This is a genomic window from Massilia aquatica, from assembly GCF_011682045.1.
GTDB lineage: Bacteria > Pseudomonadota > Gammaproteobacteria > Burkholderiales > Burkholderiaceae_D > Telluria_A > Telluria_A aquatica.
In genome coordinates this window covers 624,959-637,467 of record NZ_VVIW01000002.1, presented here as the reverse complement: position 1 = coordinate 637,467, position 12,509 = coordinate 624,959, and the positions used below count along the sequence as shown (strand labels likewise).

The window sequence follows — 12,509 nt, the reverse complement described above, 5'->3', positions numbered from 1 at the left end:
ATGCGACCCTATTGGAAAACCGGGGTCACGAGCCGCGGCTGCCCATATGAATTTATAAACCATAACCATATTCAGGAGAAACCGCATGAGCGGTGCCGCTAACACACCCCACCAGGAAGTCGCTATCCCGGAATTCAAGCAGATCTTGGGTCATCCAAGTCCGCTCTGGATGTTGTTCATGACCGAATTTTGGGAACGATTTGCGTTCTACGGCATTCGCTGGGCACTGGTGCTATATATAGTCACGCAGTTCTACGGCGGCGACGCCAGCGGCCAGCAATCCGCCAACCTGACGTACGGTTCCTACCTCGCGCTGGTGTACGCCGGCGCGGTCTTCGGCGGTTATGTGGCCGATAAAGTCATCGGCTACCAGCGCTCGATCCTGATCGGCGCCGCCTTCATGGCCGCCGGCCTGTTCGCCATTACGGTGCCGAACGAAGATGTGTTCAAGCTCGGTCTTGCCACCATCATCGTCGGTAACGGCCTGTTCAAACCGAACATCTCGACCATGGTCGGCAAGCTCTATAAGCTGAACGACCCGCGCCGCGATTCCGGCTTCACCATTTTCTACATGGGCATCAACGCCGGCGCCTTCCTGGCCCCGATCTTTACCCAGGTCCTGGCCCAGAAAGTGTTCAACACCGGCGACATCCCGGCCTACAAGGTCGTGTTCTTCGCGTCCGGTATCGGCATGATCATCAGCCTGGTATGGTTCTTCTTCGGCCGCGCCACCCTCAAGGGTATCGGCGCGCCACCGGCGGAAGACAACAGCCCGAAACGCATGATCATGGTGGTCGCCGGCGCGTTGCTGGTGATCCCGGTCATGTTCTTCCTGCTCAAGGCCGGCGCCGGCAACCTGCAGATCGTGCTGACCATCCTGTTCCTGATCCTGGCCGGCATGCTGATCGCCGAAGGCGTCCGCGACGGCAAGGTCGCGCGCGACAAGACCTTTGCGATGATGATCATCTTCGCCTTCAACATCCTGTTCTGGATGTTCTTCGAACAGGCCGGCAGCTCGTTCACCTTCCTGGCCGAGAGCATCGTCGACCGCAAGGGCGCCCTGTCCTTCATCACCGCCCCATTCGGCATGAGCGAATTCCCGACCGCCTGGTTCCAGAGCGTGAACTCGGTGGCCATCATCGCCTGCGCTCCGCTGATCGCGTGGGTCTGGGTCGCCATGGGCAAGGCCAATCCATCGATTCCGCGTAAATTCGGCCTGGGTATCATCTTCAACGGCCTCGCCTTCGGCCTGCTGATGTACGCGCTGAAAGAACTGGTCGATCCGACCTACGGCAAGATCCCGTTCTGGACCCTGTTCGCGGTCTACTGGGTGCAGTCGATCGGTGAGCTGTGCCTGTCCCCGATCGGCCTGTCGATGGTCACCAAGCTCGCGCCGGTGCGCCTGGTCGGCCTGGGCATGGGCGGCTGGTTCCTCTCGACCGGTATCGGCAACAACCTGTCGGGCATTTTCGCCAGCCATGTCAGCGGCGAGTCGGGCATGTCGATCGCGTCGGCGCTGTCGGGCTACACCCAGGGCTTCATGTGGCTGATGATCGGCGGCGTGCTGCTGTTCCTGCTCGCACCATTGATCCAGAAGCTGATGCACGGCGTGAAGTAAGCGCAGTAGCACCATGAACAACGGCGGCCCGCGGGCCGCCGTTGTCGTTTACGTGCCAGTGTTTACGTCGTCTGATCCAGCGCGCGCTGCATCTCGTTCATCTCGGCCACCAGCCAGGCACGGAAGCGCTGCACCTTGGGCATGTTCTCCTTGCTGCGGTTGACCATGAAGCGGTAGCCGCTGCCGAACGGCGCACTGCGGCAGTTGATCTGGCGCAGTGCGCCTTTGAGAATATCCTGAAAGGCGATCCCGAACGTCACCAGCGCGATCCCCTGCCCCGCCACCGCCGCCTGCGCCAGCACGCCCCAGTGGCTGTAGCCGCGCGAGAAATCGTATTTACCCTTCAAGGCCTTGTTCTCGTTCAGTAGCTGCAACCACGACTCGGTCGAATTCTCGTACAGCAGCGGAAAATTGGGCAGGTCGGCCAGGGTCAGTTCGGCCTGGCCGGGCGCGAGCAGGTCGGGACTGTAGACCGCGATCAGGCGTTCGCGGAACAGCAGCGCCGGATCGCCGTCGCTCACCGGCCCGTAGCGCACCGCCACATCGCTGCTGTCGTCCTCCAGGTTGACCTGCGCATCGTTCGAGTCGAGCCGGATATCGAGTTCCGGATACAGCTTGGTAAACCGGTGCATGCGCGGCACCAGCCATTTGATGGCGAACGAATGGGTGGTCGAGATGCGCAGCACCGATTCCTCGTCGCCGCCTTGCAGCGCCCCCACCTTGGCGCGCAGTTCGCCCAGCACGCGCGCCACCACCACCGCCAGTTCCTGGCCCTTGGCGGTCAGGGTCACATGGCGCGCATGGCGGATGAACAGGGCAAAGCCCAGGTTCTCTTCGAGCTGCTTGACCTGCTGGCTGATCGCCGCCGGGGTCTTGTGCAGTTCCTGGGCCGCCAGCTTAAAACTGCCCCAGCGCGCCGCGCAGTCGAAGTCGACCAGCCCGGAAAGTGTGCGCAGCGGCCTCATGCATACGCCATGGCTAAGATTTTCTTGCTCATTGGTTCAATTTTTCTCGGTTGTTGAATAGCCATACTAAGCAGAAAATATACTGAGATCAACAAGGGAATGCAATGGGTAAGAATATATTGGTGATAGGCGGCACCCGCTACTTCGGCAAGCTGCTGGTGCAGCGTTTGCTCAACGCGGGTCACCAGGTAACGATCGCCACGCGCGGCCACACCCCGGACCCGTTCGGCGCGCGCATCACCCGCATCAAGGTCGACCGCCGCAACGAGCACGCCATGCGCGCCGCCTTCGCCAATACGGCCGGCTACGACATCGTGTACGACCAGATGTGCTACAGCCCGCTGGACGCGGCGATTGCCGTCAAGGTCTTCGCCGGCAAGGTGAAACGCTACATCGTCGCCTCCACCATCGACGTCTACCGCGAGCTGCTCGGGCAGCAGGATGCGCCGTTTTCCGAGACCGACATCAACATGCTGGCGCAGCCGATCGACACCCGCTATCCGTGGCACGACACGCGCCTGGCCACCGAGAGCTACGTGGCCGGCAAGGTGCAGGCCGAAGCCTATCTGTACCGCGACGGCTCGCTGCCGCTGGTCACGGTGCGCATCGGCCACGTGCTGGCCGGCGCCGAAGACTTTACCGGGCGCCTGGCCCACTACGTCGACCTGGTGCGCCAGCACGCGCCGCTGCGCTACGCCAACGCGGCCGCCGCCAGCTCCTTCATGAGCGCCCAGGGCACCAGCAACTTCCTGCTGTGGGCCGGCGCCCAGGATTTCACCGGCCCGGTCAACGCGGCCTGCGACGGCGGCCTGTCCGCGTTCGACCTGGTCCAGCGCATCGGCATGCTGCTGGAGGTACCGGTGCGCGCGCTGCCGGCCAAGCAACAGGTCGCTGCGGGCATGCTCAGTCCCTTCGACTATCCGGCCCAGTACAGGATGAACACCGCGCGCGCCGCGCAGCTGGGCTACCGCTTCGGCCACAGCGACGACTGGCTCGACCACCTGATCCTGCAGCACGACCTGGCCTTCGTGTGAACGGCGGCGGCCACGCAGTTGCCAACCGGCAGCCTCACCACCTATAATGAGAATAATTCTTATTCTCTTTTAGGTGATGGTCATGTCGGCGGCCGAGTCAATTCCGCAGCAGCACGCTCATGCAGTGTGCATACTGTATAGCGAGCATCACGACTGGCTGTTTGGCTGGTTGCGCAAGAAGCTCGGCTGCGCCCACAACGCGGCCGACGTCGCGCACGACACCTTCATGCGCATCATCGCCTCGCGCGACGCCCTGCTCGGCGTCGAACAGCCACGCGCCTGGCTGGCCACCACCGCCAAACGCCTGATCATCGACCGCGCCCGGCGCGAGGTGCTCGAACATGCCTACCTGGCCGAAATGGCCGTGCTGGCCGACAGCCTGCCGTGCCACCCCGCGCCCGACGAGATCCTGATGGCGCTCGAAGCGCTGGACCAGATCGGCGCCGCCCTGCAAGCCATAAACGCCAGGGCGCGCGAGGCCTTTATGCTGCATTACCTGGACCAGCAAACCCACGCCGCCATCGCCGCCCATCTGGGCGTATCGGTGCGCATGGTGCAGAAATACCTGGTGCAGGCGCTGCTCGCATGCCGCCACCGGTGCGCGGCGCTGGCATGAGAGACGACGCGATCGCCGCGCAGGCCGCCGCCTGGATCGTCCGCCTGAGCGGCGACGACGAGGCCGGGCGCGCCCGTGCCCATGCCGGCTTCAGCGCCTGGAAGCTGGCCGACCCGCGCCACGCGCAAGCGGCCGCCGGGATGGAAGAACTGCTGGCGCAGCTGGGCGAGGTGCGCGGGCAGGCCGGCGGCAGCGCCAGGCCGGCGCGCGCGGCGCTGGGCAGCGTGCTGGCAACAGCGCCGCCGAAGCGCGCGCGCCGCGCCGTCGCCGCCCTCGGGGCCGCGCTGGCGCTGCTGGCCGGACCGGCATGGCTGAGCGCGAACACCTGGCGGCCCGCGTGGCTGCTGGCCGACCTGCGCGCCGGCAGCGGGCAATGGCGCAGCCACACCCTGGACGACGGCAGCCGCATTACCCTCAACGGCGCCAGCGCCGTGAACCTGCGCTTCGATTCCCGGCGCCGCACGGTCGAACTGGTGCAGGGCGAAATACTGGTCGATGTCGCCAGGGATGCGGCGCGCCCCTTCGTGGTCGAGACGCCACAGGGCAGCATGCGCGCGCTCGGCACCCGCTTCACGGTCGCGCGCCAGGGTCCGGCCACGGTCCTGAGCATGCTCGAATCGCGGGTGGCGGTGCGATCTGCCAGCGGCGGCGAAGCATCCGTCGGCGCCGGCCAGCGTGTGACCATCGACGCCGCCGGTGTCGGCGCCCCGACGCCGATCGACCCGGCCAGCATCGACGACGCCTGGCGCCTGCACCAGCTGGTGGTGGCCGACCGTCCGCTGGCCGAGGTGCTGGCCCAGCTGCAGCGGCACCGCAGCGGGCGCATCGAGTTCGACCCGGCCAGGTTAGCGGGCATTCGCGTCTCGGCTGTGCTGCCGCTGGACGACACCGACGGCGCGCTCACACTCTTGCAAGCGAGCTTTCCACAACTGCGGATTCGCACCATCACGCCATGGCTGGTGCTGGTGGAGCCGAAAAAAGAGTAAATAATGTGCGAACAGCGGTTCCGGTTTTGTTTTTTGCTTCGTCATGTCAATGAAACCCATCCACAAGGAAGCATCGACATGTCTACAACCTCCCGCTCGCGCAGCCTGCGCGCCTCCGTCATCGCCATCGAACTCCTGTGCGGCGTCTTGCTCAGTGCCGGACCGGCCCTGCACGCGCAGGCCCAGACCCAGGAACGCCAGTACAGCATCGCCGCCGGCCCGCTGGCCGATGCATTGAACCGCTACGCGCAGCTGGCCGGCGTCGCCATCGCCGTCGATGCCGCCAGGGTGCAAGGCGTGCGCAGCGAGGGCTTGTCGGGCAGCTACGGCGTCGAACAAGGCTTCGCCGTGCTGCTGCGCGGCACCGGCTACGCGCTGGGCAAGTCGGGCGCCGGCTACCTCCTGGTTCCGGCCGCGGCCGCCGTTCCCGCCGCCCCGGCCCCTGCCCCGACTCCCGCGCAAACCATGAGCGAAATCAAGGTCAGCGCGCAAGCGGCGCGCAGCGCCACCACCGAAGGCAGCACCTCCTACGCCAGCAATATGGTCACCCTGGGCAAAGGCGAGCTGGCGCGCAAGGACATTCCGCAATCGGTCAGCGTGCTCACCCGCGAGCAGATGGACGACCAGGGCCTGGCCGACCTGATGGACGCCGCCAACAGTATCACCGGCGTGGTCGGCGTCAAGGGCGTGGGCCAGGGCATGATCATCAATTCACGCGGCTTCCAGATCGATTCGTGGCAGTACGACGGCGTGCCGATCCCGCGCAACACCTATGCGCTGGGCAACTGGGGCACCGAAGGCCTGGTCTACTTCGACCGGGTGGAAGTGCTGCGCGGCGCCGCCGGCCTGTTGCAGGGCACCGGCAGCCCGGGCGGCGCGGTCAACCTGGTACGCAAGCGCGGCCAGGCCGAACGCAGCGTGGCGCTGACCGCCCGCGCCGGTTCCTGGGACCACGCCGGCGTCCAGCTCGACGCCGGCAGTCCGCTCAACGCCGCCGGCACCGTGCGCGCGCGCGTGGTGGCCGATGTCGACAACAGCCACTCCTTCATCGACCAAGTCTGGGAAAAGAACCGCGCACTGTACGCCGCGCTCGACTATGACATCAGCCCCGACACCAGCCTCGGCCTGGCTGTGAGCAATACCGACAACCGCACCCGCCCGATGGTGCGCGGCCTGCCGCGCTATCCGGACGGCGGCGACATCGGCCTGCCGCGTTCGACCTACACCGGCGCCCACTGGAACCGCGCCGAAATCGAACAGACCACCGTCTTTGCCGACCTCAGCCATCGCTTCAACGCCAACTGGACTGTGAAGGCGGCCGCCGTCCACATGGACGAGAACAATTCTTCGGTGCACCAGCGCATGCACGGCAAGGTGGCAGCCGACGGCAGCGGGCTCGACTTTGCCGACTGGTCCACCGATTTCAATTCGACCAAGCTGGGCGCCGACCTGTACCTGAACGGCCGTTTCGACGCATTTGGGCTGCGCCACGACGTCATGCTCGGCGCCAATTACTCGAAATACACCTCGGACGACCGCTACGCGCGCACCTTCAATCCCGGTGGCAACATCTTCAACATCGACCACGCGCGCCCGTGGATGGACTTCGACACCATCCTCGCGCGCGGCGGCCGCGCCACCTACGCCAACTATGATATCCGTCAAAAAGGCCTCTACGGCAGCTGGCGCGCCAGGGTGAGCGAGGCGCTGACCGCGATTGCCGGCGCGCGTGTGAGCTGGTACGACGAACTCTACCGCCAGCCGCGCCTGAACGAGCAGAGCACGGTCACGGCCTCGGGCAAGGTGACGCCGTACGCCGGCCTGGTGTATGCGCTGAACCGGCAATGGTCGGCCTACGGCAGCTACACTAGTGTGTTCGAAACGCAGTCCGGACGCACCGTCGCCGGCCAGGCGCTCGAGCCTGTCATCGGCAGCAATATGGAAGCCGGCCTCAAAGGCGAACTCATGGACGGCAAGGTCAACACCGCGCTGGCCATGTTCCGCTACGACCACAAGAACCGCTCGGTGGCCGATTACGCCGCCGGTTACGCCTGCGATGGCTGGTATTGCAACAAAACCAGCGGCAAGGTGCGCAGCCAGGGCGTGGAAGCCGAGGCCAGCGGCACGGTACTGCCGGGCCTGGAAGTGTCGGCCGGCTACACCTGGAACACCACCAAATTCCTGCAGGATGCCGACAACCAGGGCAAGACCTTCAGCCAGTGGACCCCGAAACACTTGCTGCGCGTGTGGAGCCGCTACCAGTTGCCGGGCGATTGGAACAAGCTGAGCGTCGGCGCCGGATTCAGTGCGCAAAGCAACAGCATCGGCTACGAGCGCACCTTCAAAATACCTGGCTTTAACGTCTGGAATGCGCGCCTGGCCTGGCAGCTCAACCCCGAGGTGGCGCTGGCGCTCAACGTCAACAATCTGTTCGACAAGCGCTACTACATCCCGGCCTTCAACCAGACCGACGGCAACAACGACTACGGCACGCCGCGCAGCGTCATGTTCACGGTCAAATACACGCCGGCGCTGTAAACCATGACGCTCAGCCCACCTTTGCAAGTCTGTTCGCGCCTGCTCGCCGCCGTGGCGGGCGGCTATGCCGTCGCCGCCGCGCTGGCGGTGTTCCTTGGCGCGGTGCTGCCGATGGCGCGCGCCGAAGCGGTCCTGATGGGCACCTACGCCAGCTTCGCGGCGTACACGGCGGCCATCGTCTGGGCCTTCTCGCCGCAGCCGCTCGCGCGTGTCTGGCTGACCCTGGCGCTCGCCGGCGTGGTATTGGGGGGCGCCGGCATGCTGCTGGCACGCGGCGGGAGCGGCGCATGAAGGCCGGCTGGCGCCAGTCCATGGCCTGGCTGCACACCTGGTGCGGCCTGTGGTTTTCGTGGCTGCTGTATGCGATTTTCCTGACCGGCACCCTGGCCGTGTTCGACGAGGCGATCACGCACTGGATGTCGCCCGAGCACGCGCTCGAAGAACACCGTGCCGCGCCGCCGGCGCCGGTGGCGGCGTCCGAACGCCGGCAGCGCCTGGCGCTGGGGGCGGCGTATATGGCCAAGGCCCATGCGCGCGCCGACATGTGGGAAATCTGGCCGATCAACCGCAACGACAACAATGCGCTGTCGGCCTACTGGTTCAACCAGCAAGGCGGCTATGCGGAAGCACGCCTCGACCCGGCCAGCGGCGCACCGCTTTCCGCTGGCGCCGCCGGCAAGCCGGTGCGGCCGACCTACGGCGGGCACCACTTCGTCGACTTCCATTATGAACTCCATGCCGGCAACACCGGCCTGTGGATCACCGCCGTCGCCGCCATGGCGATGCTGGTGGCGCTGGTGTCTGGCATCGTTACGCACAAGCGCATCTTCAAGGACTTCTTCACCTTCCGTCCGGCCAAGGGGCAGCGCAGCTGGCTCGACGCGCACAACGCGGTGGCGGTATTGACCCTGCCGTTCCTGTTCATGATCGCCTATACCGGCATCGCCATCTCCAGCGTCACCCTGATGCCGGCGCCATTGCTGGCCCATTACGGTCCGGGCGCCGACAACATGAAACAGTTCCTCGCCGACCTTGGCGGTCCCGCGCGGGTGGCGCGCAGCGGACATGCGCTGGCGATGCCCGACCTGGAAACCTTCGCCGCCCGCGCCGAAGCGCTGATGGGGCAAGCGGTGCGCTGCGTCGTCATCGACAACCCCGGCGACAGCTCGATGCGCATCGGCGTCTACGGTTGGGATAACGAGGCCGAGGCCATGACGCGCATTACCAACACCAGCGGCATGGTGTCGTTTTCGGCAGCCAGCGGCAAGGTGCTGGCAGTGCGCCAGCCGGGTGAGGTCGACGGCGGCGCCGCCTCGCTGACCCGGCTGGCCATGGGCAGCCTGCACATGGCCAGCTTCGGCGGGCTGGCGACCCGCTGGCTGTATTTTGTATGCGGCCTGGCCGGCACCGCGATGATGGCCACCGGCGCAATCCTGTTCATGGTCAAGCGCCGCAACAGGCATGGCGCCGAATTCGGTGACGCCACCGCCCGTGTGTACCGCCTGATCGAAGGCGTGAACGTGGCCGCGATTGCCGGCCTGGCGATTGCCTGCGCCGCCTATCTGTGGGCCAACCGCCTGCTGCCGACGGACCTGGACCAGCGTGCCGGCTGGGAGCTGCGGGTCTTCTTCGGCGTCTGGCTGGCGGCGCTGGCGCACGGTTTGCTGCGCGCGCCGGCACGCGCCTGGCGCGAACAGCTGTGGGCAGTCGCTGCCCTGTGCGTTCTTCTGGCGCCGCTGAACTGGATCACCACCGGCGACCATCTGCTCGCGCAAATCGGCGGGCGCGCCGACTGGGAAAGCGCCGGCGTGGAGCTGGCCGCGCTGCTGGCCGGCGCTGTGGCGGCATGCGCCGCGCTCAAACAACGCGGGAGCACCGCATGACTCATACCCTCATCGCCAGCGCCGCGGCGCTGGGCCTGGCGTACGCCGGCATGGCGCTCCTGTGCCTGGCGATGGACCGCCATCATCAGCAGGTATGGGGGCGCGAACCGTCGCGCCGGCAGCGCGCGGCCATGCAGGCCGGCGGCGCGCTCCTGCTGGCGCTGGCGCTGCTGCCCTGCGTGGCGGCGTGGAGCGCGACGGTAGGCGTGGTGCTGTGGCTCGGCTTCCTGTCGGCCGGGGTGCTGCCGCTGGTGTTCCTGCTGCCGTACGCGCCGCGCGCCACGGCGTGGTCGGCGCTGCTGGTGGCGCCAGCCGCGCTGGGCGGGTTGATGTGGATTCCATGAAAACGGGGCGATAAAAGCGATCGACTATAATTCGCCGGAACTGGGCCGTCACTCCTGGCACGGCCCGCACTGGCGGACATCGTTTTGACTACAGATACTTTTCTCAAGCGCTGGGTGACGCGCAAATACATCATTCGCGCCCTGCTCCTGTCCATCGCCGCCGGCCTGCTGGCGGTGCTTGGCCTGCTCGGCTACTTCTATGGCGTGATCGTGCCGCGCGTGCCGGCCATCGATGCCGTGGTCGACTACCAGCCCAAGATCCCGCTGCGCATTTACACGGCCGACAATGTGCTGATCGGCGAATTCGGCGAAGAGCACCGCGATTTCCTGGCGATCGAGAAGGTGCCCGCCATGATGAAAAACGCCGTGCTGGCCATCGAAGACACGCGCTTCTACTCGCACGGCGGGGTGGACTGGATCCGCGCCGGCGGCGCCGCGCGCGCCAACCTGCGCGGCGGCTTTCGCGAAGGGGCGTCGACCATCACCATGCAGGTGGCGCGTAACTTCTTCCTCACGCGCGACAAGAAACTGGGACGCAAGGCCGACGAAATCGCCCTCGCCTTCAAGATCGAGGCCGCGCTCAAGAAAGACAAGATCCTCGAACTGTACATGAACCAGATTTTCCTGGGACGGCGCTCGTACGGCTTTTCCAGCGCCGCCCAGGCCTACTTCGGCAAGCGCCTCGACCAGCTCTCGATCGCCGAAATGGCCATGCTGGCCGGCGTGCCGCGCGACCCGGTCAGCAACAACCCGGCGGTCAATCCGCGCAACGCCAAGAAGCGCCAGATGGTCGTCCTGAAGCGCATGCGCGAGCTGGGCTACCTCGACGACACCCAGTATACAAGCGCGAAAGAAGAACCGATCCGCATCGCCGCCAAGCGCCAGGAATTCGACACCCACGCCGAATACGTGGCCGAACTGGCGCGCCAGGCGGTGTTCGAACAATACAAGGACGAGGCCTACACACGCGGCATCAGCGTCTACACCACCATCCTCAAGGCCGAACAGGACGCCGCTTACGATTCGCTGCGGCGCAACGTGCTGGCCTACGACCAGCGGCACGGCTACCGCGGCCCGGAATCCTTCATCGACCTGCCTTCGGACGCGCAGGAGCGCGCCGACGGGATTCGTGAAGAACTGCGCAAGCGCCCCGTCAGCGACGGCCTGGCGGCGACCGTGGTGCTTGAAGCCTCGGGCAAGCTGGTTGCGGTCGAAACCATGGACGGCGAGCGCATCGAAATTAGCGGCGCCGGCCTGCGCTTCGTGGCGCCGGGGCTGGCGCCTGGCGCCAAGGCGGCCATCAAGCTGCGTCCGGGCGCGGTGGTGCGCATCGCCCAGGTCAGGATCAAGGAGAAGGACAAGGACAAGGACGCGAAAACCTGGTCGATCGTCCAGCTGCCGCAGGTGCAGGCCGGTTTCGTGGCCATCGATTCGGCCACCGGCGCCTACCACGCACTGGTCGGCGGCTTCGATTATGGCCTGAACCAGTACAACCACGTGACCCAGGCCTGGCGCCAGCCCGGTTCGGCGATCAAGCCGTTCGTATATTCGGCGGCGCTGGAAAAAGGCTTTTCGCCGGGCACCCGCATCCTCGACGAAGCGCTGTCCATGCCGAGCGGCGCGGGCGGCGCCACCTGGTCCCCGCAGAACGACGACGGCAAGTTCGATGGTGAAGTGAGCATGCGGCGCGCCCTGGTCCATTCCAAGAACGTGCCGACCGTGCGCCTGCTGCGCGCCATCGAGGTCGGCTACGGCCATGAATACCTGGGCAAGTTCGGCTTCGACCTGGCGCGCCACCCCAAGAACCTGACCATGTCGCTCGGTACCGGCGCCGTCACGCCGCTGCAACTGGCGGGCGCGTACGCGGTGTTCGCCAACGGCGGCTTTTCGGTCAAGCCCTACCTGATCGCCAAAATCACGGACGGCAACGGCACGGTCTTGCTCGAAACGCCGGCGCCGGCCGTCGCCGACGAAACGCTGCGCGTGATCGACCAGCGCAACGCCTTCATGGTCGACAGCATGCTGCGCGACGTGACCCGCTCCGGCACCGCCGCCGGCGCCACCCGCGCGCTCGGCCGCAACGACCTGGCCGGCAAGACCGGCACCACCAGCGACGCCTTCGACGGCTGGTTTGCCGGCTACGCGGGCAATGTGGTGGGCGTAGCCTGGATGGGCTACGACGATCCGCGTTCGCTCGGCGGGCGCGAGTTCGGCGCCACCCTGGCCATGCCGATCTGGGTCGACTACATGCGCGCGGCGCTCGACAAGCGCCCCGCCAAGGACCGCCCGGTGCCGGAAGGCGTGCTGCGCGAAGACGACGACTGGATCTATGCCGAATACGCGGGCAGCAGCGAGTTCAAGACGATCGACATGAACGAGCTGCCGGCGCTGCCGGACGATGGCGCGGAGCCGGGCGAACCTGGCGAGCCGGGTGAACCGGGCCAGGCGCCGGCGCCAGCCGCGCCGCAGCATCAGCAGCAGCCACAGTTCAACCACGGCGCCGAGTCGCAGGCGGGGGGTTAAGA

Annotated in this window: 10 protein-coding genes; 9 read left to right on the top strand and 1 reads right to left on the bottom strand. The window is 66.3% G+C overall.

The genetic code is table 11. From position 1 onward, the window contains the following. Window positions 1–85: 85 nt before the first annotated feature. The gene (locus F1609_RS05865; protein ID WP_167075538.1) at window positions 86–1,618 is read left to right on the top strand and encodes a peptide MFS transporter; all 1,533 of its coding nucleotides are present in this window, start codon (window positions 86–88) and stop codon (window positions 1,616–1,618) included. A gap of 62 nt (window positions 1,619–1,680) precedes the next feature. Here the strand turns inward: F1609_RS05865 and F1609_RS05860 are convergent, their stop codons facing one another. After that, window positions 1,681–2,583 carry a LysR substrate-binding domain-containing protein gene (locus F1609_RS05860; protein WP_167075537.1) on the bottom strand — a complete coding sequence of 301 codons (903 nt, stop codon included), beginning with the start codon at window positions 2,581–2,583 and terminating at the stop codon, window positions 1,681–1,683. Window positions 2,584–2,687: 104 nt separating this feature from the next. On the opposite strand from F1609_RS05860, the gene F1609_RS05855 reads away from it, so the two are divergent. The 8 genes from F1609_RS05855 to F1609_RS05820 all read left to right on the top strand — a co-directional run bounded on the left by F1609_RS05855 (window position 2,688) and on the right by F1609_RS05820 (window position 12,507). Then, window positions 2,688–3,617: an NAD-dependent epimerase/dehydratase family protein gene (locus F1609_RS05855; protein ID WP_167075536.1), complete on the top strand. Its 930-nt coding sequence runs from the start codon at window positions 2,688–2,690 to the stop codon at window positions 3,615–3,617. 124 nt (window positions 3,618–3,741) lie between these two features. Beyond that, window positions 3,742–4,233 carry a sigma-70 family RNA polymerase sigma factor gene (locus F1609_RS05850; protein WP_370661597.1) on the top strand — a complete coding sequence of 164 codons (492 nt, stop codon included), beginning with the start codon at window positions 3,742–3,744 and terminating at the stop codon, window positions 4,231–4,233. Then, entirely contained in the window at window positions 4,230–5,219 is a 990-nt protein-coding gene (locus tag F1609_RS05845; RefSeq protein WP_229421660.1) for a FecR family protein, read from the top strand. Before F1609_RS05850 ends, F1609_RS05845 begins: the two co-directional genes overlap by 4 nt. 78 nt (window positions 5,220–5,297) lie before the next feature. Beyond that, window positions 5,298–7,757 (top strand): TonB-dependent siderophore receptor, encoded by a 2,460-nt coding sequence (locus F1609_RS05840; RefSeq protein WP_167075533.1) that lies wholly within the window; start codon window positions 5,298–5,300, stop codon window positions 7,755–7,757. Window positions 7,758–7,760: 3 nt separating this feature from the next. Beyond that, window positions 7,761–8,048: a hypothetical protein gene (locus F1609_RS05835; RefSeq protein ID WP_167075532.1), complete on the top strand. Its 288-nt coding sequence runs from the start codon at window positions 7,761–7,763 to the stop codon at window positions 8,046–8,048. After that, window positions 8,045–9,640 carry a PepSY-associated TM helix domain-containing protein gene (locus F1609_RS05830; protein ID WP_229421658.1) on the top strand — a complete coding sequence of 532 codons (1,596 nt, stop codon included), beginning with the start codon at window positions 8,045–8,047 and terminating at the stop codon, window positions 9,638–9,640. The genes F1609_RS05835 and F1609_RS05830 overlap by 4 nt, the downstream gene beginning before the upstream one ends. Next, window positions 9,637–9,984: a DUF3325 domain-containing protein gene (locus F1609_RS05825; protein ID WP_167075531.1), complete on the top strand. Its 348-nt coding sequence runs from the start codon at window positions 9,637–9,639 to the stop codon at window positions 9,982–9,984. The genes F1609_RS05830 and F1609_RS05825 overlap by 4 nt, the downstream gene beginning before the upstream one ends. Window positions 9,985–10,068: 84 nt before the next feature. Beyond that, entirely contained in the window at window positions 10,069–12,507 is a 2,439-nt protein-coding gene (locus F1609_RS05820) for a penicillin-binding protein 1A (RefSeq protein ID WP_187362925.1), read from the top strand. Window positions 12,508–12,509 lie beyond the last annotated feature (2 nt).